Source organism: Ralstonia sp. SET104 (assembly GCF_003851545.1).
GTDB lineage: Bacteria > Pseudomonadota > Gammaproteobacteria > Burkholderiales > Burkholderiaceae > Ralstonia.
Genome location: NZ_BHVX01000019.1, coordinates 1 through 20,119, shown reverse-complemented (window position 1 = coordinate 20,119; position 20,119 = coordinate 1). Strand labels below are relative to the sequence as shown.

The following is a 20,119-nucleotide window of genomic DNA, read 5'->3' as shown; positions in this document are numbered from 1 at the left end:
GTGTACTGCCGGCCACGCGCGGCTTGGCCGTCGATGCCGTAGGGCATGTCTTCGGTAGCGGGGGCGGGATATGTTTGTGGGGCGCCCCTCAACGCGACGCCGCGACTGCGGAACACTCAGGGCATCGTTGCATCATCGGGCCAAGGTCATTCTCGCGCGGTCTGGATGGCGTGACGCAATGAAAAAGCCCCTCGCTTTTTGCGAGGGGCTTTGTGCTGTTGCGCCATGCCTGCTCTCACAGGCATGGCAGTCAGACAACGGCTTACTTTACGCAGACATAGTACTGGCCGCTAACACCCCATCCATACTTGCTACCCACTGGGGCCCGGTTGGAATTGAAGCTGTAACCCTCCGTTCCCCAAGTATCTGCCGCCTCAAAGTAGACGGCGTCGTATTCGCCAGCCACGGACATGAGCTTGAAATCTCCGCCTGCCGCTGCGAAGGCGCTCACGTCGGCCACCCGAATCGAAGCACCGCCGCCATGTGCTCTACATGCTGCATCCGCAGCTGCGGCAGTGGCCACCGGGAAATCGCTGCGCTGGGTCCAGTAGTACTTGCCACCCACCGACACCACCGTGCGCAGCGTGATCGGCGCGGTACGCGTGGTGCTATTGGTGCCAGCGGTGATGGTGGCCGTCTGGTCGCTGGTCGAGGTCTCGATCGCGGTAAACGTCATCGTCGCTTGTCCATTCGCGTCGGTGACCGACGTGGCGCCAGCCAAATCGCCGCGGGTGGTCGACCAGTCGACAGTCGCACCCTGCAGGACGTGGCCGCTGGCATCGGTCACGGTGGCTGTGAGCGTGGACGATTCGTCGCCCGTACTGGTGATCTTGGCAATGCTCGACGTCAGGGTCGCAATGCGTGCGGTGGCGGAGTTTGCGGTCAGCGTCACCGGTGGCGCATTGACTGCCGTTGCCGAACCCAGGCGAGCCGACACTTGTGCGGTACCCAATGCCGCACCACGCAGCGTCACTGAGGCCACACCAGCGTCGTTGGTCTTGCTGGTCGTAGCGCCCAGCGTGGCGAAGGTGGTGTCCCACGTCACGTCCACATTCGCCACCGGGTTGCCGTTCGCATCCTTCACAACCGCGCTGAAGGTGGCCACTTCGGCGTCGTCGGCCACGATGCTCGTCTTGTCGACGGTCACGCCGCCGCTGCCGATGGTGGCGGAGGCGCTATCGGCCACCAGCGTCACCAGCGGTGCGTTGACGGCACCAGTGGCATTGACTTGCGCCGTCACCTGCGCGCTGCCGGCTACGGTGCCATGCAGGGTGATGGTGGCCACGCCGCTGGCATCGGTCATGCTGCTGGTTGCGCTCAGGGTGGCGAGGTTGGTGTCCCAGGCCACGGCCAGGTTCGGCACGACGTTGCCGTGCGTGTCCTTGACGATGGCGGTGTAGGTGGCAATTTCCGTATCGTTGGCAACAATGCTCGCTTTGTCGACGGTGAGGTCGCCGCTGTCGATGGTCGCGCTGGCGCTGTCGGCCACGAAGGTCACCGCTGGCGCGTTCACGGCCGTGGCCGAGCCCACGCGGGCGTTGACTTGCGCACTGGCAGCCAGGGTGTGGGTCAGGTTGATCGTGGCCACGCCGTTGCTGTCGGTCACGCTGGTCGTGCCGCTCAGGTTGCCGGCGTTCGTGTCCCAGGTGACGGTGATGCCGGGCACGACGTTGCCGTTGGCGTCCTTCACGATGGCGGTGAAGCGGGCGTGGTCGGTGCCATTGGCGGTCACGACGTTCTTGTCGACGGTGAGGTCACCGCTGGCGAGGCTGGCGGTGGCGGCGTCGGCAATGAAGGCCGTGTCCACGCTCGCTTGCGCACCGTTGACCAGCGTGGCCGTGATCGTCACGGTCTCCGCCTTGATATCGGTCAGCTTGAGCGTGACGTAGCCATGGGCGTCCGTGGTGGGCGTGGGCGAGCTGCCGGCGGCCACTTGGGCCGAGCCGCTCAGGCCGAAGGCGACGGTGACGCCCGGCACGGGGTTGCCGGCTTCGTCGGTGACGAGGGCGGTGACTTCGTTGCTGGCGGTGCCGTTGGCAACCATGCCGGTGGTGACGACGAGGAAGTTGCCTGCGTCGATGCGTGCGCTGGCTGCGTCGGCGGCTTCAATGATGGTGACGTCGGTCAGTGCGGTGTCGCCCACCTTGGGGGTGACGACGATGGTGCCCGGGCGCGTGCCGGAGGTGACGGCCACCTGGTAGACGCCGGGGCTGACCTCGGTGAACTGGCCCAGGGTGGCGGGCTGCGCGGGCACGCTGGCCATGGCCGCGCTGATGGTGGCGGTAGTGTCCAGCGTTTCGGCCAGCGTGGCGCTCAGGTGCGGCAACATGCCGTCGATGGCGTTGCCGCCTGCGTCCAGCAGGTTGATGGTGAGGGTGGAGACGCCCTTGCCGGTGGCTGGAATCAGCAGCGGTGCTGCGCTGACGGTCGTCTTGCCGGCGTCCACGTCGCCCACGCCCACCACCACGGTGGTGGCGGCCACGGCCGAGGCGTTGCCTTGCGCGTCATACGCAATGCCGGTCAGCGGGTAGGTGTTGGCGGTGCCGGTCTGATAGGCGGGCAGGCGGATCTGGAACTTGTTGTCGCCCAGGGCGACCACGGCGCCGCCGGCGGCCACCAGAGCACCGTCGTGCCATTGAATACGGCTCAGGCCATTCTTGGCTTCAACGGTGTACGGCAGTTCGACGGTGTTGGTGCTCTTGCCGGTGATCTGCGCAGGCAGATTCAGCTTGATGAGCTGGCGCTTGCGGTATTCGAGCACGATGTTGTTGTTGCGCTCGACCAGGTCCATGCGGCTGCCGGCCAGGCTGCGGCGCGCGGCCACCTGGCGCGGGTCGATCTGCTTGGCCCAGGGCTCGCCCAGCTTGTAGGTGAATTGCACGTTGGCGCTGGTGCTGTTGCGGCCATTGCTCATGCGATGGTCCACACCCAGCGTGACCAGCGGGATCGGCGTGTAGTTCAGGCCCACCGTGAAGGCGGACGGATTCGATTGGCGATTGCCGGCACCCAGCAGGCCCACTTCGTTGCCGAAGTACTGTTCGTACATGAGCTTGGCGCCCAGGCTGGGCATGGCCGGCAGGTAGCCTTCGGCGCGCACGTCAAAGCCGTTGGCGGGGCGCTCGTCGTAGTCCTGCAGGTCGGGCGATTCTTTCCAGTTGGACAGGCGCAGATAGGCGTTGCCGGAGAGCTTGAGGTAGTCGCGCCAGGCTTCGACACCGGCGCCAAAGCGCTGGTGGCCACGGCTGATGTTCTGGTCGTAGAAGGCGTTGTAACCGAGCATCCAGTCGGCACCGAAGTAGCGGTGGCCGAAGCCGAGGTTGCCGGTCACTTGGCCGTCGTTGCGGCGCAGGCCGAGCTGGGTAAACAGCAGGTGCGATTCGGTGTCGTAGAGCGGCAGCAGGGTGTCGACCGCGCCGCTGAAACGGCGCAGATCGTCGATGCCGCTCAGATCGACACGGGCGGTGCCAAAGCGGCCGAGCGCGTCTTGCGCGGCGGCGGCGCCGCTGCCCAGTTGCTGGGCGGCCATACCCTTCAGATCGACATTGCTCTGTGGCGTGTTGCTGGCGTCGCCCACTTGCTTGACGAGTTCGGCCAGCTTCTTTTGCAGGGTGGGGGATTGCGCTTGCTGTGCTTGTTCAGCTTGCGGATCTTGCGGGGCTGCGTCTTGGGCGTGCGCGTATGCGCTGTAGAGCGGCGCGACGATCAGGCCGACCTGGGCCGCAATCTGGGTCAGCGCAATGCGCTTGCCCCAGCCTTGCCAGCCGCGCTTGCGCTGCTGGGCTGCTTGTTTTGGTGTCCTCATGGCAATTCCTTGGTGGGTATGGATTGACACGAGGCAGGTTAAGGATGGCGGCTTGTTACTCGAATGAGAATTGTCCTAATGCCCCCGCAAGGAGCGTCGAATCAGACGATTCTTAGTAGGAATGTGGGAAGGGACACACGCACGCCGCGTACGCGGGCGTCCGGCCAGGTGGGGCGAAACACCGTGGAGTGGTCTGGCGATGGCCGGTGTTGGGTCAGCGCTTTGCGATCTGGAGGGAGCGTGGCGGCAGGCCGCCGCCATGCAAGAGACGGGGGTTACTGCGGCTGCGTTTCCACAAAGCTCGGCCGCTTCTCAATGCGCGCGTAGAACGCGGCGAGGTTTGCGTGCCGCTCGCGCCAGTCGATTTGCGGCTGGCGGAAATCGAGGTAACTCAGTGCGCAACCGACGGCGATGTCGGCCAGCGTCATGTGGTTGCCGTTGCACCACGTCTTGTCGGCCAAGCCTTGCGACATGGCCTTGAGCGCGTCGTCGATCTTGTGGTTCTGGCGCGCGAGCCAGGTTTGGCTGCGCTGCTCCGGCGCACGTTGGGTGTGCTCGATACGCAGCATGATGGCGGCGTCGAGCAGGCCGTCGGCCAGCGCTTCCCAGCAGCGCACTTCCACGCGTTCGCGGCCCGAGGGCGGGATCAGGCGCGCCACCGGTGACAGCGTGTCGGCATATTCCGCAATCACGCGCGAATCGAACAGCGCGCCGCCGTCGTCCATCACCAGGCAGGGCACCTTGCCCAGTGGGTTGAACTGGTGGATCTGCGTGCCAGCGCCCCAAACGTCTTCGAGCACGAACTGGTAGTCGATTTTCTTTTCAGCCAGAACCACGCGCACCTTGCGGGTGTACGGGCTGGCGTGCGATCCGATCAGTTTCATAAGCATGTCATGTTGGAGGCGGAAGTATAGCCGCGCACTTTCCAGAGTGCGCTGGGCAGCGCCCGAATCCAACTCAACCGAATGGAGGCTTGCTTTAGGCCGGATTGGCCATAAAAGGCAGGTATCGGGTGGTAAAATCGCGGGCTCGCCGGGGTGCACGTATGCACTTTGGTTCAACGCGCAACGCCGCGTCCGGGTTGTCCGGATTGAGATTCCCTTCACATTTTTTCCCCGCCTGCCATGTCGTCGCTTTCTGCCCTGACCGCCCTGTCTCCTATCGATGGCCGCTACGCTGCCAAGGCCGATCCGCTGCGCGAGTGGCTGTCGGAAGCTGCTTTCATGCGCAACCGCGTGAAGGTGGAGGTGCACTGGCTGATCGCCCTGTCGCAGGCCGGTCTGGCTGAGATTCCGCGCTTTTCGGCCGCCGCTGAAGGCGCGCTGCTGGCGCTGGTTGAGAACTTTGCCGAGGCAGATGCTGCCCGTATCAAAGAGATCGAAGCCGTCACCAACCACGACGTGAAGGCCGTTGAATACTGGATGAAGGAGCGCGTCAAGGGCAACGCCGAGCTGGAAGCCGCCAGCGAGTTCATCCACTTCGCCTGCACGTCTGAAGATATCAACAACACCTCGCACGGCATGATGCTCAAGGGTGCGCGCGACACTGTGATCGTGCCGACGCTTCGCCGTGTGCAGGCGCGCCTGGTGGAACTGGCCCACGCCAACGCCGACGTGCCGATGCTCTCGCGCACGCACGGCCAGCCGGCCAGCCCCACCACGCTGGGCAAGGAAATGGCCAACGTGGCCGCGCGCCTGGACCGCGCCATCCGCCGTATCGAGGCCGTGGAGCTGCTGGGCAAGATGAATGGCGCGGTGGGCAACTACAACGCGCACCTGTCGGCATATCCGTCGCTGGATTGGGAAGCCTTCTCGAAAAACGTGATCGAAAGTCGCCTTGGCCTGACGTTCAACCCGTACACCATCCAGATCGAGCCGCACGACTACATGGCCGAGCTGTTCGATGCCGTGGCGCGCGCCAACACGATCATCCTCGACCTGGACCGCGACGTCTGGGGCTACATCTCGCAGGGGTACTTCAAGCAGAAGACCAAGGCCGGAGAGATCGGCTCGTCGACCATGCCGCACAAGGTCAACCCGATCGACTTCGAAAATTCTGAAGGCAACGTCGGTCTGGCCAACGCGGTGTTGCGCCACCTGTCGGAAAAACTGCCCGTCTCGCGCTGGCAGCGCGACCTGACGGATTCGACCGTGCTGCGCAACATCGGCGTGGCGTTCGGCTACAGCCTGCTCGCCTACGACGCTTGCCTGCGTGGCCTGGGTAAGCTCGAAACCAACCCGGCCCGCCTGGCAGAAGACCTGGACGCCTGCTGGGAAGTGCTGGCCGAGCCGGTGCAGACCGTGATGCGCCGCTACGGCATCGCCAACCCCTATGAGCAGTTGAAGGAACTCACGCGCGGCAAGGGCATCTCGCGCGAGGCGCTGCGTGAATTCATCGGCACGCTGGCGATTCCAGCAGATGCCCGCAAGCTGCTGCTGGACATGACGCCCGGCAGCTACATCGGCAAGGCAGAAGAGCTGGCACGCCGGATCGGCTGATTGTTGCAAAAATTTGTTGGTGCGGTCTAAAGAACAGCCCGCTCTCGAATTCGAGGGCGGGCTGTTTTGTTTGGTGCGCTCCGTAGAACGTTCTGTCTCGCCGCCTGCAGCGAACTGCCCTGACAATCAAAAAATTTGAATTTGTTGGTGAACTTCGGGCCGACTTGGCCAGTCGGATCGCGCAAATAATGCACAATCGTTTGGCGCCGTGGTCGTACTAACAGGCGCCGCCTACTGAGCGCCCCAAATACCGAGGGAACACCGATGTCACAAGCCGCCCACTCGAATCTCGCCATGCGCGGCGCTGCTGACCACAGCGCCTATGCCAAGCCCGCGATTGCGATGCACTGGATCGTTGCATTGTTGATCTTCGCGGCCTTCGGGCTCGGTCTGTACATGACCGACATCCCGGGCTTTACGCCAACCAAACTGAAGTTGTTTTCGTATCACAAGTGGATCGGCATCACGGTACTGATCTTTGCGGTGCTGCGCGTGCTGTGGCGCCTGACGCATCCGGCGCCGGCGCCCGTGCCGGGCATGCCGAAGTGGCAGCACAAGGCCGCAGAGGGCGCACACATCGGGTTGTATCTGCTGATCCTGGCGGTGCCGCTGACAGGCTATCTGCTGAGCGTCGCGGCCGGCGTCAAGGTCGTTTATCTGGGCCTGTGGGAGCTGCCGATGCCGTTCGACAAGAGCGATGCGCTGAAGGACATCTTCAGCTTCGCGCATGAATGGCTGAACTGGACCATGGCAGCCATCGTCATGTTGCACATTCTGGCCGCGCTCAAGCACCACCTCGTCGATCGCGATGGCACGCTGCGCCGCATGGCGCCCTTCCTGCGCTGATCCGATTTCCAAAAACGCGCCGGTACGTGCACGGTATGTGCCGGCGCTCTGCTGCTCAATCCTGACCAAGACCGCCGGCACGATCCGGCCTGACCGAAGGAGTCTGATGATGAAACGTTTTGCGCGCCCCCGCGCCATCGCCCTGGTTGCCGCCGGTGCGCTGTCGATCGCTGCTGTATCGGTATCGGCCATCGCCCAGGTGAATGCCGCCAAGAGCAGCGTTACCGCCACCGGCAAGCAGCTCGGCGTGCCGATGGACATCAAGTTCGGCAAGTTTGACGCCGCCGTGAACTACAACCCGACCAACGTGGCTGCCTCCACGGCCAAGCTCGACATTGATGTCACGAGCGTCGACGTGGGCAGCAAGGAATACAACGACGAACTCAAGAAGAAGGACTGGTTCGACACCGCCAAGTATCCGAAGGCGACGTTCGTGTCGTCGGCATTCAAGCCGGGCGCGGGCGGCAAGGTGGACGTGGTCGGTAAGCTGACCATCAAGGGCATCACGCAAGATGTGACGGCACCCTTTACCTTCAAGCAAGAAGGCGCCAGCCAGGTTTTTGAAGGCGCGCTGCCAGTCAAGCGCAACGCATTCAAGGTCGGTGACGGTGAGTGGAAGGACACGTCGGTCGTTTCGGACGACGTGACGATCAAATTCCGCGTTGTCATCGCCAAGAAGTAATCGGAAGTCTCAACCCAACGTTTTTTTTTCGGCCCTCGTGTGCCGCTTTTATCCGCAGGAGTTCTCATGAAATTGCGTACCCTCGTTGCCGCGCTGTCGGCCGTTGCTGCCACCGCCGCCTTTGCTGCACCGACCACGTATCAGTTGGACCCGAACCACACCTACCCGAGCTTCGAAGCTGACCACATGGGCGGCCTGTCGAAGTGGCGTGGCAAGTTCGAGAAGTCCAGCGGCACCGTGACGCTGGATCGCGCGGCCAAGACCGGCAGCATCGACGTGACCGTGCAGACCGACAGCATCGACTTCGGTCACGCCAAGATGAACGAGCACGCCAAGAGCGCCGAGATTTTCGACGTGGCCAAGTACCCGACCGCCACGTTCAAGGGCAACTTCACGAAGTTCAAGGGCGATGTGCCGACCGAAGCCGAAGGCCAGTTGACGCTGCACGGTGTGACCAAGCCGGCAACGCTGGAAATCGACGCGTTCAAGTGCATGCCGCACCCGATGCTCAAGCGTGAAGTCTGCGGCGCCGATGCCGAGATGAAGTTCAAGCGCGACGAGTTCGGTGTCGACTACGGCAAAGCCTACGGTTTCAATATGGAAACCAAGCTGAAGATCCAGGTCGAAGGTGTCAAGCAAGACGCCAGCGTCGCCCAGAAGTAAGCCTGACGAGCGTCTCAGCCAAAGAGAAAGCCCCGCAACAAGCGGGGCTTTTTGTTGCCCGAGGAATGCGTCCTCTGGGCAGAACGGGGCAGGGTACTCAGACCTGCGCGCCAAAGTTCGGATCGTCTTCCTTCGGCCCACCGGCCTTCTTCTCGGCCTTGACCAGGTCTTCGCGCTTGACACCCAGCCACATGCACAGCGCGGCCGCCACGAACACCGACGAGTAGATACCGAACAGAATACCGATCGTCAGCGCCAGGGCGAAGTAATGCAGCGTCGGGCCGCCGAACACCAGCATCGATACCACCATCAGCTCGGTCGAGCCGTGGGTGATGATCGTGCGCGAGATGGTGCTCGTAATTGCGTGGTCGATGATCTCGTGCGTGTTCATCTTGCGGTACTTGCGGAACGCCTCGCGAATCCGGTCGAAAATCACGACCGATTCGTTCACCGAGTAGCCGAGCACCGCCAGGATGCCCGCGAGCACTGATAGCGAGAACTCCCACTGGAAGAAGGCGAAGAAGCCCAGGATGATCACTACGTCGTGCAGGTTGGCGATTACGCCAGCGACTGCAAACTTCCACTCGAAGCGGATCGACAGGTAAATGACGATACCGACCACCACGAACAGCAGCGCCAGCAGGCCATCGGTGGCGAGTTCCTTGCCGACCTGCGGGCCGACGAACTCGACGCGCTGCAGCTTGGCGTCGGGGTTGGCGACGTTCAGGGCCGTCATCACCTGCTGGCTCTGCACGGCTGAGGCGATCGGCTTGCCGTCGGGGCCGTTCTTGAGCGGCAGGCGGATCATCACGTCACGCGAGGTGCCGAAATTCTGCACCTGGGCATCGGCATAGCCGAGCTTTTCAACGTCGCCCCGGATCTTCGGCAGATCAGCGGCCTGGGTGTAAGCGACTTCCATCACCGTACCGCCGGTGAATTCCACCGACAGGTGCAGCCCCTTGTGGAACAGGAAGAAGACAGCGGCGATAAACGTCAGGAACGACAGCGCGTTGAGGATCAACGCGTGCTTCATGAACGGAATGTCGCGGCGGATGCGGAAAAACTCCATGGTCTGCCCTTTGTGGCAACCGCTCCATCATCGTGTCGGGGCGGTGCCGGTTATGCGAGATTCGTTGTGGGTGGCGGGATTACTTGGCGGGCGATTCCGTGTTCGTATTGCCCGGCTTCCACACCTGCCCGATGGCGACGCTCTGCAGCTTCTTCTTGCGGCCGTACCAGAGGTTCACCAGACCGCGGTTGAAGAACACCGCTGAGAACATGGAAGTGCCGATCCCCAGGCAGTGCACGATGGCGAAGCCGCGCACCGGGCCCGAGCCGAAGGCGATCAGCGCCAGACCTGCGATCAGCGTCGTCACGTTCGAGTCCAGGATGGTGGCCCAGGCGCGGTCGAAGCCGGCAGCAATGGCCATCTGCGCCGATGCGCCGTTGCGCAGTTCTTCACGCACGCGTTCGTTGATCAGCACGTTCGCGTCAATGGCCATGCCCAGCGCCAGCGCGATCGCCGCGATACCCGGCAGCGTGAGCGTGGCCTGCAGCATCGACAACAGCGCGATCAGCAGGAACACATTCACGCCCAGCGAGATCACCGAGAACGCGCCGAACAGCAAGTAGTACAGCACCATGAACGTCGAGACGGCCAGGAAGCCGTACAGCGCCGAATCAAAGCCTTTCTTGATGTTGTCGGCACCCAGGGACGGGCCAATGGTGCGCTCTTCGATGATCTCCATCGGGGCCGCCAGGGAACCTGCCCGCAGCAGCAGCGCCAGGTCGGAAGCCGCCTCGGTCGAACCCATGCCGGTAATCTGGAAGCGCGAACCCAGTTCGGACTGGATGGTCGCTACCGTCAGCACTTCGCCCTTGCCCTTTTCAAAGAGCACGATGCCCATGCGTTTGCCGATATTGTCGCGCGAGACATCGCGCAGCATGCGGCCGCCTTGGCCGTCGAGCGTGATGTCGACCGACGAGTTGTGGTTCTGGTCAAAGCCGGCCGAGGCGCTGGTGATGCGGTCACCCGTGAAGATCACCTGCTTCTGCAGCAGCACCGGGGCGCTGCGGCCTTGCGTGAAGAGCTCGTCGCCCAGCGGCACCGGGTCGCCGGCGCGCGGCGCCAGCGGCGCATTCGGATCGGCCAGGCGCGCTTCCAGTGTTGCGGTTCGGCCAATGATGTCCTTGGCCTTGGCGGTGTCCTGCACGCCAGGCAGTTGCACGACGATGCGGTCCGGGCCCTGTTGCTGGATCACCGGTTCAGCTACGCCGAGTTCGTTCACCCGGTTATGCAGCGTGACGATGTTCTGCTTGACCGCGTTGTCCTGCACTTCCTTCATCGCGGCGGCGGTGAAGGTGCCCGTGAGCGTGGCGCCGTCGGCGCTCTTGTCTACGTTGTAGGCCAGTTCGCGTGTCGAGTCGGCCAGCAGCCCTCGGGCACGGTCGGCGTCTTCGGGGTTGCTGAACTTGATGACGATCGTGCTGCCGTTGCGATCGATACCGCTGTGGCGGATGCCCTTGTCGCGCAGTTGCGTGCGGATGTCACCGGCCAACGAGTCGAGTTTCTTCGTCACAGCGCCGTTCATGTCGACCTGCAACAGGAAGTGCACGCCACCGCGCAAATCCAGCCCCAGAAACATCGGCTTGGCAAAGAACGGCGCTCCACTGAGCCAGCGCGGCGAACCCGGCAGCAAGTTCAGCGCGACGATGTAGGTCGGGTCGGCTTGGTCGGTGTTCAGGCCACGGGCCAGGATGTCCTTGGCCTTGAGCTGTGTGTCGGTATCGGCAAAACGCACGCGCACGCTGGCGGAGGTGCCGTTGTTGTCGAAGAACACGCCATTGGGCTGGATGCTGGCCGCAGCCAGCAGGCTCTCGACCTGCTTTTGCACGTTCAGATCGACCTTGACGGTGGCCTTGCCCGAGGACACCTGCACGGCAGGCGCCTCACCGAAGAAGTTCGGCAGCGTATAGAGGAACCCGATGGCAAGCGCCACCAGGATCACAAGGTATTTCCAGAGCGGATAGCGATTCATCTTGGAATGCAGAGAGGCGGCAGTGAGGCGACCCCCCGCGAGGGGCGCGGGCGCGGATTCTTAGAATAGGCGCTGCCTGGAGTTCCGGCGCCTGCGCAATCGTGCGCGGCGCCGGGATGGGCCGATTACAGCGCCTTGAGCGTGCCCTTGGGCAGCACGGTCGTCACGGCACTCTTCTGGACGGTGATTTCAGTGTTGGCAGCGATCTCCACGGTGACGTATTGCTCAGCCACCTTGGTCACCTTGCCCAGAATGCCGCCGGCGGTGACGACTTCGTCGCCCTTGGCCAGGGCTTCGAGCATCGTCTTGGTTTCTTTCTGGCGCTTCATTTGCGGGCGGATCATGATGAACCACAGCACCACGAACATCAGGATGATGGGCAGGAAGCTCATCAGGCCACCCGCGGCACCACCAGCAGCCGGTGCAGTTTGCGCGTAAGCGTCGGAAATCAGGAACACGTCAGAACTCCGTAATGGTTCGTCAATCGGTCAAAAATCGGACCCGACATTCTACCATTGCGGTGCTGCGGCAAATGGGCGAGCCTGGCGCCCTGTGGAGGGGTGTTACAGCGCGCCGCGCGCGCGGTCTGCGGCAAAGCGTGCCTGGAATGCGGCAAAGCTGTGCGATTCAATGGCGGTGCGCATTTCGGCCATCAGTTCCAGGTAGTAATAGAGGTTGTGGATGGTGTTCAGCCGGGCGCCCAGAATCTCGCCCACGCGCTGCAGGTGGTGCAGATACGCGCGCGAGAAATTGCTGCAGGTGTAGCAGCCGCAAGTCTCGTCCAGCGGCCGCGGATCGTTGCGGTGCACCGCGTTCTTGATCTTGACGTCGCCAAAGCGGGTGAAGAGCCAGCCGTTGCGCGCGTTGCGGGTCGGCATTACGCAGTCGAACATGTCCACGCCGGTGGCAACGCCGGCCACCAGGTCTTCTGGCGTGCCCACGCCCATCAGGTAATGCGGTTTGTTGGCGGGCAGTCGCGGCGCCACGTGCTGCAGCACGCGCATCATGTCTTCCTTGGGTTCGCCCACCGACAGGCCGCCGATGGCATAGCCGCCGAAACCCTCGCCGCCCGCATCGGCGTCAATCGCCTGCAAGCCCGCCAGCGATTCATCGCGCAGGTTCTCGAACATGCCGCCCTGGACGATGCTGAACAGCGCGTTCGGGTTGTTCTCGCGCTCGAACTCGTTGCGCGAGCGCTGCGCCCAGCGCAGGCTCATGCGCATCGAGGCGGCGGCTTCGGCTTCAGTGGCGGGGCGATCTCCGATTTTGTACGGCGTGCATTCGTCGAACTGCATGACGATGTCGGAATTCAGCCGGCGCTGGATCTGCATGGAGATTTCCGGCGAGAGGAACAGCTTGTCGCCGTTGATGGGCGAGGCAAACGTTACGCCTTCTTCAGTGATCTTGCGCAGATCACCCAGGGAAAACACCTGAAAACCGCCGGAATCGGTCAGGATGGGTTTGTTCCAGCCATTGAAGCCGTGCAGGCCCTTGTGCGCGTCCATGACTTCCAACCCTGGGCGCAGCCACAAGTGGAACGTGTTGCCGAGGATGATTTGCGCGCCAATGTCCTTCAGCTCTGCTGGCGACATTGCCTTGACCGCGCCGTAAGTGCCCACCGGCATGAAGATGGGCGTTTCCACCACGCCGTGGTTCAGGGTCATGCGGCCGCGTCGGGCGAGGCCATCGGTGGTGAGCAGTTCGTACTTGAGCATGATCAGAGCGATTGGGATTCGCCGGGTTCGGATGGCGCGCGCGTGAGGAACATGGCGTCGCCGTAACTGAAGAAGCGGTAGCGCTGGGCAATGGCGTGCTGGTAGGCGCCGCGAATGGCACTCATGCCGGCAAACGCTGATACCAGCATCAGCAACGTCGATTTGGGCAGGTGGAAGTTGGTGACCAGCGCGTCGACGGCGCGAAATGCGTAGCCGGGGGTGATGAAGATGTCGGTCTCGCCGCTGCCTGCATTGAGCGTGCCGTCCGGCTGTGCCGCCGATTCAAGCGCGCGCATCGACGTCGTGCCCACGGCGATCACGCGGCCACCGGCTGCGCGCGTGGCGCGGATCGCGTCGGCCAGGGCGGGTGTAATTTCGTACCACTCGCTGTGCATACGGTGTTCCGCGATGTTCTCTACGCGCACCGGCTGGAATGTGCCCGCACCCACGTGCAGCGTGAGAAAGCCGCGTTTGATGCCCATGGCATCGAGCTTGGCGAAGAGCGCATCGTCGAAATGCAGGCCCGCCGTGGGTGCCGCAACGGCGCCCGGATTGCGCGCATAGACGGTCTGGTAGCGCGTCTCGTCAAAGCTGTCGGCGTCGTGCTCGATGTAAGGCGGCAGCGGCAGGCGGCCGTATTGCTCGATCAGGTCCAGCGCCGGCTGCGGAAAGCGCAACGTGAAGAACGGCTCGGCGCGTGGGCCGACCTCGACATCAAAGGCGTCGGCCAAGCGCAGTGTGGTGCCCTCCACCGGCGATTTGCTGGAGCGGATTTGTGCGAGCACGGTGTGCGCGTCCAGCAGGCGCTCGACCAGCACTTCGACCTTGCCGCCGCTGGCTTTGTGGCCGAAGAAGCGGGCCTTGATGACGCGCGTGTCATTGAAGACCAGCAGGTCGCCGGGGCGCAGGTAGTCGACCAGATCGGCGAACTGGCGGTCTTCAAAGTGCACGCCCGAATGGCTACCCTCAGTTGCACGGCGGACGGCCAGCAGGCGGCTCGCGGTGCGGTCGGGCAGGGCGGTTTGCGCGATCAGCTCGGGCGGCAGATCGAAATCGAAATCGGACAGCGTCAGCATGAAAAGTGGCGCAGACGTGGATTGCGCCAAGTGAAGGTGGCGGGCGCCGGTACAATCGGGCGACTCGCAAAGTTCGCTATTGTAAACGCCCTGTGCCGCCTCGCGCCCGTTCCGCCACTGATGCTGCTCCTATGCCCGACGCTGATACTGCGCCGGCGCCGAAGCCAAGACGCGCGACTGCCACGGACAAGCCTGCCAAAACCACCAAAACGGCCCGCCCGGCGGACAAACTCGCCAAGCTCGGCCTGCACCGCGACGTCGATCTCGTCCTGCATCTGCCGATGCGCTACGAGGACGAAACCACGCTCCTGACCATCGCCGAGGCCTGCGCTCGCGCCAACACCGGGTGGGCCGCGCAGGTGGAGGGCACGGTTACGCGCAATGAGGTGGCGTTCCGGCCGCGCCGGCAGCTCGTCGTGCATATCGCTGATGATTCCGGCGAACTTGTTTTGCGCTTCCTGAATTTTTACGGCAGCCAGGTCAAGCAGATGGCCGAAGGCGTGCGCCTGCGCGTGCGCGGCGAGGTGCGCGGCGGCTTCTTCGGCGAGGAAATGGTTCACCCAACCGTGCGCGCCGTCGCCCCCGATGAGGCATTGCCCGATCGCCTGACACCGGTTTATCCGAGCACGGCGGGTGTGGCACAGGCGTATTTGCGCAAGGCGATTCTGAATGCGCTCACGCGCACACTGCTGCCGGAGACGCTGCCGAACAGCCTCCTCAGCGGGCCGCTCGCGCCGCTCAAGCTGATGGCACCGGCCGATGCTGTGCGCCTGCTGCACCAACCGGCGCCTGATGTTGACGAACACAGCCTCGTCGAGCGCACGCATCCGGCGTGGCTGCGCATCAAGTTTGATGAGCTGTTGTCGCAGCAGCTTTCGCTCAAGCGTGCGCAGGCCGCGCGCCGCATGCGCAACGCGCCCGTCCTGCGCGACAGTGGCAAGGACGGACTACTCGCGCGTTTCATGGCTGCGTTGCCGTTCAAGCTGACCGGTGCCCAGGCCCGCGTGTGGGAAGAGATCCGCGCCGACCTCGCGCACCCGTACCCGATGCAGCGGCTGCTGCAGGGCGACGTTGGCAGCGGCAAAACCGTCATTGCCGCGCTGGCCGCGTGCCAGGCCATCGATGCCGGCTGGCAGGCCGCGCTGATGGCGCCGACCGAACTGCTGGCCGAGCAACACTATCGCAAGCTGTCTGCGTGGCTCGAACCACTGGGCGTGGACATCGTCTGGCTGGCCGGCAGCCTCAAGCGCAAGCAAAAGGACGAGGCTGCCGCGCGCGTGGCGGCCGGCAAGGCGCAACTCGTGATCGGTACGCACGCGTTGATTCAGGATGCGGTGACGTTCGCGCGCCTCGGCCTGGCTGTGGTGGATGAACAGCACCGCTTTGGCGTGGCGCAGCGGTTGGCCCTGCGCGGCAAAGCGAGCAACGGCGATGCGCCGGTTGCCAACGCCCAAGTGCCGCACCAACTCATGATGTCCGCCACGCCCATCCCGCGCACGCTGGCGATGACGTACTACGCCGATCTCGATGTCTCCGCCATCGATGAGTTGCCGCCCGGCCGCACACCCATCGTCACGCGTCTGGTGAACGACGCGCGCCGCGACGAGGTGATCGAGCGCATCTACGCCGCCGCGCGAGAAGGGCGCCAGGTCTACTGGGTCTGTCCGTTGATTGAAGAGAGCGAGGCGCTGCAACTGCAGACGGCCGTCGAAACCTTCGAGACGCTTTCGCAGAGCCTGGAGGGCTTGAAGGTGGGCCTCGTGCACGGCCGCTTGCCCTCCACCGAGAAGGCCGCCGTGATGAGCGCCTTTGCCGGTGGTGAGTTGCACGTGCTGGTGGCCACGACTGTCATTGAAGTGGGCGTCGATGTGCCCAACGCCTCATTGATGGTGATCGAGCATGCCGAGCGCTTCGGCCTCGCGCAGTTGCATCAGTTGCGCGGGCGCGTGGGGCGCGGCACGGCGGAATCGGTGTGTGTGCTGCTGTACCAGGCGCCGCTATCGCCCACCGCCAAGCAGCGCCTGCAGACCATGCGCGAGACCACCGACGGTTTCGAGATCGCCCGGCGCGATCTGGAGATTCGCGGCCCCGGTGAGTTTCTCGGTGCGCGCCAATCGGGCGAGGCCATGCTGCGCTTTGCCGATCTGAATCACGATGCGTGGCTCGTCGAATTCGCCCAGAGCGCGGCGGACGCCATGCTGGCGCGCTTTCCCGAAGCCGTGGATACGCACCTCAAGCGCTGGCTGGGCGAGCGGGAGCACTACCTGCGCGTCTAGCGCGCTAGCCGCAGCAGCCGCGTTGCTGCTGCACCGGCGGGCACTTCACCGAACCGTAGGAGCAGAACACGCAGCAATCGCCCGGCTTTGGGCGCAGCAGCGCGCGGCAAGCCGGGCATTCATGAAAGAAGACGCAGGCATCGGTCGGCATGGTCTGCCGCTGCGCAAAGCCGCAGTGCGGACATGTCAGGACGGATTCAAGAATGACGGTGGCATTCATCGTGGCTCCCTTATATGTACGCATGGTGGTCAGTATCCGAGCGTTTGGCTACCGTCATCAATGATGATTGCCTCCGCCGTGCATATCGATGCTGGACGTATCGGGAGGTGCTGATGTGAAGCGCAGCGCGTTGCGTCAGTGCGAAGCGTCATTGCGAGGCGGCAGCCATTTGCGCTTGCTTGCGCAAGCGCTTGGCGGCGTACATCTCGCGATCGGCCTGGTCGAGCAGGGTGGTGATTTCGGTGCCGTCTTCTGGCATCACGGCCACGTCAATGCTCACGCGCAAGTCCGGCGGTTGGCCTCCGCCAGCGAGGGCGATTGAACGACATGGTGGGTGCAGACGTGGCAGTCAGTGGGCGATCCTAGCTTGACCAACCGGCATCAGCCGACGGCCGGCTCCAGGCGTAACAGCGTAATTTCAGACGGCGCACCGAACCGCTTTGGCGGGCCCCAATATCCCGTGCCGCGGCTGGTGTAAATCCACAGGCGCCCCAGGCTGTGCAGTCCGGCCGTAAAAGGCTGCTGCAGCGGAACAAAAAGGCCCCACGGCCAGAACTGACCACCATGGGTGTGCCCTGACAACTGCAGGTCGAAGCCAGCATCGGCGGCGGCAGGAGCGCTGCGTGGTTGATGTGCGAGGAGGATGGTGGGCGTCACGCCGGCTGGCGCCCCTGTCAGCGCCCGAGCCGGATCGCTCGCCTGCGCGGCGTCGAATTTGCCGGCGCTGAAGTCCGTCACGCCGGCAACGACCAGCGGTGCGCCGTTGTGCTCGACCACCGCATGCTCGTTCATCAACACGCGCATGCCCAATCGCTCGTATTCCGATATCCACTGTTCCACGCCCGAGTAGTACTCGTGATTGCCCGTCACCGCAAAGACGCCATGCCTGGCCGACATGCCGGCCAGCGGCGCAATATGCGGGCCCAAGGCATGCACATCGCCGTCCACCAGATCGCCCGTCATGGCAATGAGATCGGGATTCAACGCATTGAGCCGATTGACCACGCCGGCCACATACGCCCGCTTGATGGTGGGCCCGACATGCAGATCGGTGATCTGCGCGATGGTGAAGCCGTGCAGCGCCTCGGGCAGGCCCGCAATGGGCACCGTCACACGCGCAACGCGGGGAATGCGCCGCGCGTTGATATAGCCGATCAACGTCACCAGCAAGGTGAGGGCAACAACGAGCAGGGCCGAATCATGGCGATAGGCCCGCGGCAGCACGATCAGCGCGATGTCCCGCAGCAGCGTCAGCATCAGCAGCGACGAAAACAAGCCCATCAGCAACGTGCCAAACCACGTAACGCGATCTGCCAACGCGATGGGGCGGATCACGAAGCGCGCAGCCATTCCGGCGGGAATCATGACGGCCGATACGCACAGGAATAGGCTGCCCGCCGCCCAGCCCGCGCCGTTCAAGCCAAGATCCGGCAGCAACCGCCATCCGATGTAGAGATGCAGCGCCGCCATAAGCAACACCGTCGTCGCAAGGAAGCGGCGCCTGCCGCGGGACAGGGTTGCGCGGCCGTTAGGTTCGTCACTCATGCTGGGGCGGGCTCCTTTGGTTTTGGTGAGGGCGTATCCACGGAAGGTGGGGCGGCTGGGAGCGTTGTCAATGGCGGCTCATGCCGACATGGCAAAGAAAGTGAGAAAAGACGCCGCTCAGCCTCCAGAAATAGCGAAGGTGGTTGCAGCGGCTTGTCAGTGCGGGCGCTTTCTCACGGGTTCATCCGGTTACGAGTAGTTGCAATTTGCGCAAATTGTGCAGGATGCCCGGGCCTATGCTTCCGGCACCCCCTAACCGAGGAGAGAACGATGAAAATAACCTGTCGGAATGCCCTGATTGCGCTGCCACTGCCGTTCCTCATCGCAGCATGCGGTGGCGGAGACGGCGGCACGGGTGCAGGCACGGGCACCCTCCATGTCTCGATGACGGATGCACCGTCCTGCGGTTTTGATCACGTTTATGTCACCGTCAACAAGGTGCGCGTGCACGCCAGCGCGTCGGCGGCCGACACCGACGCTGGCTGGACCGATATTGTGTTGACCACGCCTCAGAAGGTCGACCTGCTCTCGCTCACCAACGGCGTGCTGACCGATCTGGGCACGGCCCCGCTGGCCGCAGGGCAGTATCAGCAACTGCGTCTCGTTCTATCCGCCAACCAGGGCAACACGCTGGCCAATTCCGTGGTGGTCACTGGCTCGTCGACCGAGCAGGCGCTGGCCACACCCAGCGCCGCGCAGAGCGGTTACAAGATCATCCAGCCTTTTACGGTGCAGGCCAACACGCTGGTCGATCTGGTGCTGGATTTCAATGCCTGCAAATCGATCGTGCAACAGGGCAATGGCGGCTACAGCCTCAAGCCTGTCATCACGGCAACGCCCACGGTGGTAAGCGGTTCGATTACCGGCTACGTGCCCGCCTCCCAGGCCGGTGCCACGGTCTATGCCGAGCAGAATGGCCAGGTCATCCGCGGCACGGTGGCGGACGCCTCGGGCAAGTTCGTACTGTCGCCGCTGGTGCAGAGCAGCACCAATGGCGCTTATGACGTGGTGATCGTGGACAACACCCTACCGAGCGGCCACGCCACAGGCATCATCCGTACGGTGCCCGTCACCGCCAGCAGCGCGACCACGGTCTCCACCACGGGCACGCCGATCACGCTGCCGGCCTCTACCACCAATACCGCCTCGGGCACGGCCACCGCATCGGCGCAAGCCACGTTGCGCGCGCTGCAAACAGTCAACTCGGTGTCGTACGAGATCACCTCGACCAATGCCAACCTCGACACCGGTGCATACTCACTGGCGTTGCCCGCAGCGGCGCCCCTGGTGGGCACCTACAGCACGATGCTGCCGATCGCGCTGTCAGCGGTGCCGGCATCGGCAGGCCAATATTCGGTGCAGGCCACCAGTGCCTCGGGCACTACAATGAATAGCTTGGTCAACGTCTCGGCCGGAAGCCAGACCGGCGTCAACTTCAGTTTCTAACGATGGAAAAAAGGGGCGAAGCCCGCCCCTCACAACACAATGAAGAACATCATCCTCATCCTGTTTTTGGGCGCATCGCTGCTGGGCGGTTGCGCCGTGTATCTGCCCGATGATGGCCCCGTTGCACGGCCGCAAGGCGGCCCGGGCAACGGCTTCTGCCCGCCGGGGCAGGCGAAGAAGGGCAATTGCTGAGGGGCGGCTCAACCGACGCCCCATGAAAAAGCCGGTCTGCGTGACCGGCTTTTTTTGGGTTCTTCGAACAATTCCGTGGGCCTGAATTGCCACATTCCGTATGCTGACGCCGACTAGGAC

General features: G+C 63.7%; 17 protein-coding genes. 7 read left to right on the top strand and 10 right to left on the bottom strand.

Annotated elements, in window-relative coordinates; translation table 11 throughout:
- Positions 1-262: 262 nt before the first annotated feature.
- Positions 263-3,802 carry an inverse autotransporter beta domain-containing protein gene (locus PSUB009319_RS19820; RefSeq protein WP_124383909.1) on the bottom strand — a complete coding sequence of 1,180 codons (3,540 nt, stop codon included), beginning with the start codon at positions 3,800-3,802 and terminating at the stop codon, positions 263-265.
- A 275-nt stretch (positions 3,803-4,077) separates the two neighbouring features.
- Entirely contained in the window at positions 4,078-4,686 is a 609-nt protein-coding gene (locus tag PSUB009319_RS19815; protein ID WP_124383908.1) for a glutathione S-transferase N-terminal domain-containing protein, read from the bottom strand.
- Positions 4,687-4,926: 240 nt separating this feature from the next.
- Between PSUB009319_RS19815 and purB the strand changes: the two genes are divergently transcribed.
- The 4 genes from purB to PSUB009319_RS19795 all read left to right on the top strand — a co-directional run bounded on the left by purB (position 4,927) and on the right by PSUB009319_RS19795 (position 8,491).
- A complete protein-coding gene (gene purB, locus PSUB009319_RS19810) occupies positions 4,927-6,300 on the top strand; it encodes an adenylosuccinate lyase (protein WP_124383907.1) in 1,374 nt (457 codons plus the stop codon).
- A gap of 264 nt (positions 6,301-6,564) precedes the next feature.
- Positions 6,565-7,146 carry a cytochrome b gene (locus PSUB009319_RS19805; RefSeq protein WP_124383906.1) on the top strand — a complete coding sequence of 194 codons (582 nt, stop codon included), beginning with the start codon at positions 6,565-6,567 and terminating at the stop codon, positions 7,144-7,146.
- Positions 7,147-7,255: 109 nt separating this feature from the next.
- Complete coding sequence (locus PSUB009319_RS19800) at positions 7,256-7,828, top strand: YceI family protein (RefSeq protein WP_124383959.1); 573 nt, start codon at positions 7,256-7,258, stop codon at positions 7,826-7,828.
- Between the two features lie 66 nt (positions 7,829-7,894).
- Complete coding sequence (locus PSUB009319_RS19795; RefSeq protein WP_124383905.1) at positions 7,895-8,491, top strand: YceI family protein; 597 nt, start codon at positions 7,895-7,897, stop codon at positions 8,489-8,491.
- A 97-nt stretch (positions 8,492-8,588) separates the two neighbouring features.
- Here the strand turns inward: PSUB009319_RS19795 and secF are convergent, their stop codons facing one another.
- The 5 genes from secF to queA all read right to left on the bottom strand — a co-directional run bounded on the left by secF (position 8,589) and on the right by queA (position 14,320).
- Complete coding sequence (gene secF, locus PSUB009319_RS19790; RefSeq protein ID WP_124383904.1) at positions 8,589-9,560, bottom strand: protein translocase subunit SecF; 972 nt, start codon at positions 9,558-9,560, stop codon at positions 8,589-8,591.
- Between the two features lie 79 nt (positions 9,561-9,639).
- Positions 9,640-11,529, bottom strand: a complete 1,890-nt coding sequence (secD, locus tag PSUB009319_RS19785) for a protein translocase subunit SecD (protein ID WP_124383903.1) — start codon at positions 11,527-11,529, stop codon at positions 9,640-9,642.
- Positions 11,530-11,654: 125 nt separating this feature from the next.
- Complete coding sequence (gene yajC / locus PSUB009319_RS19780) at positions 11,655-11,987, bottom strand: preprotein translocase subunit YajC (protein WP_124383902.1); 333 nt, start codon at positions 11,985-11,987, stop codon at positions 11,655-11,657.
- Between the two features lie 105 nt (positions 11,988-12,092).
- Positions 12,093-13,244, bottom strand: coding sequence for a tRNA guanosine(34) transglycosylase Tgt (tgt, locus tag PSUB009319_RS19775; protein WP_124383901.1), 1,152 nt, complete (start codon positions 13,242-13,244; stop codon positions 12,093-12,095).
- Between the two features lie 2 nt (positions 13,245-13,246).
- Positions 13,247-14,320, bottom strand: a complete 1,074-nt coding sequence (gene queA, locus PSUB009319_RS19770; protein ID WP_124383900.1) for a tRNA preQ1(34) S-adenosylmethionine ribosyltransferase-isomerase QueA — start codon at positions 14,318-14,320, stop codon at positions 13,247-13,249.
- 131 nt (positions 14,321-14,451) lie between these two features.
- On the opposite strand from queA, the gene recG reads away from it, so the two are divergent.
- Positions 14,452-16,596, top strand: a complete 2,145-nt coding sequence (recG, locus tag PSUB009319_RS19765; RefSeq protein ID WP_124383899.1) for an ATP-dependent DNA helicase RecG — start codon at positions 14,452-14,454, stop codon at positions 16,594-16,596.
- A 4-nt stretch (positions 16,597-16,600) separates the two neighbouring features.
- Here the strand turns inward: recG and PSUB009319_RS19760 are convergent, their stop codons facing one another.
- From PSUB009319_RS19760 to PSUB009319_RS19750, 3 genes are all read right to left on the bottom strand, one after another.
- Positions 16,601-16,816: a GDCCVxC domain-containing (seleno)protein gene (locus PSUB009319_RS19760; RefSeq protein WP_124383898.1), complete on the bottom strand. Its 216-nt coding sequence runs from the start codon at positions 16,814-16,816 to the stop codon at positions 16,601-16,603.
- A gap of 148 nt (positions 16,817-16,964) precedes the next feature.
- Positions 16,965-17,135: a diguanylate cyclase domain-containing protein gene (locus PSUB009319_RS19755; protein ID WP_260393058.1), complete on the bottom strand. Its 171-nt coding sequence runs from the start codon at positions 17,133-17,135 to the stop codon at positions 16,965-16,967.
- Positions 17,136-17,197: 62 nt separating this feature from the next.
- A complete protein-coding gene (locus tag PSUB009319_RS19750) occupies positions 17,198-18,361 on the bottom strand; it encodes a metallophosphoesterase (RefSeq protein ID WP_124383897.1) in 1,164 nt (387 codons plus the stop codon).
- Between the two features lie 270 nt (positions 18,362-18,631).
- Here PSUB009319_RS19750 and PSUB009319_RS19745 point away from each other — a divergent pair, with 270 nt between their 5' ends.
- Both PSUB009319_RS19745 and PSUB009319_RS22965 read left to right on the top strand, forming a co-directional pair.
- Entirely contained in the window at positions 18,632-19,807 is a 1,176-nt protein-coding gene (locus tag PSUB009319_RS19745; RefSeq protein ID WP_124383896.1) for a DUF4382 domain-containing protein, read from the top strand.
- Positions 19,808-19,846: 39 nt separating this feature from the next.
- A complete protein-coding gene (locus PSUB009319_RS22965) occupies positions 19,847-19,999 on the top strand; it encodes a hypothetical protein (protein WP_185453510.1) in 153 nt (50 codons plus the stop codon).
- Positions 20,000-20,119: the final 120 nt, after the last annotated feature.

Excerpts from the sequence above, each read along its gene's own strand:
- tgt (WP_124383901.1), bottom strand. The coding sequence starts at position 13,244 with ATGCTCAAGTACGAACTGCTCACCACCGATGGCCTCGCCCGACGCGGC.
- PSUB009319_RS19760 (WP_124383898.1), bottom strand. The coding sequence starts at position 16,816 with ATGAATGCCACCGTCATTCTTGAATCCGTCCTGACATGTCCGCACTGC.
- PSUB009319_RS19805 (WP_124383906.1), top strand. The coding sequence starts at position 6,565 with ATGTCACAAGCCGCCCACTCGAATCTCGCCATGCGCGGCGCTGCTGAC.
- secF (WP_124383904.1), bottom strand. The coding sequence starts at position 9,560 with ATGGAGTTTTTCCGCATCCGCCGCGACATTCCGTTCATGAAGCACGCG.
- PSUB009319_RS22965 (WP_185453510.1), top strand. The coding sequence starts at position 19,847 with ATGAAGAACATCATCCTCATCCTGTTTTTGGGCGCATCGCTGCTGGGC.
- recG (WP_124383899.1), top strand. The coding sequence starts at position 14,452 with ATGCCCGACGCTGATACTGCGCCGGCGCCGAAGCCAAGACGCGCGACT.
- PSUB009319_RS19820 (WP_124383909.1), bottom strand. The coding sequence starts at position 3,802 with ATGAGGACACCAAAACAAGCAGCCCAGCAGCGCAAGCGCGGCTGGCAA.
- PSUB009319_RS19800 (WP_124383959.1), top strand. The coding sequence starts at position 7,256 with ATGAAACGTTTTGCGCGCCCCCGCGCCATCGCCCTGGTTGCCGCCGGT.
- queA (WP_124383900.1), bottom strand. The coding sequence starts at position 14,320 with ATGCTGACGCTGTCCGATTTCGATTTCGATCTGCCGCCCGAGCTGATC.
- PSUB009319_RS19750 (WP_124383897.1), bottom strand. The coding sequence starts at position 18,361 with ATGAGTGACGAACCTAACGGCCGCGCAACCCTGTCCCGCGGCAGGCGC.
- secD (WP_124383903.1), bottom strand. The coding sequence starts at position 11,529 with ATGAATCGCTATCCGCTCTGGAAATACCTTGTGATCCTGGTGGCGCTT.
- PSUB009319_RS19815 (WP_124383908.1), bottom strand. The coding sequence starts at position 4,686 with ATGAAACTGATCGGATCGCACGCCAGCCCGTACACCCGCAAGGTGCGC.
- purB (WP_124383907.1), top strand. The coding sequence starts at position 4,927 with ATGTCGTCGCTTTCTGCCCTGACCGCCCTGTCTCCTATCGATGGCCGC.
- PSUB009319_RS19745 (WP_124383896.1), top strand. The coding sequence starts at position 18,632 with ATGAAAATAACCTGTCGGAATGCCCTGATTGCGCTGCCACTGCCGTTC.
- PSUB009319_RS19795 (WP_124383905.1), top strand. The coding sequence starts at position 7,895 with ATGAAATTGCGTACCCTCGTTGCCGCGCTGTCGGCCGTTGCTGCCACC.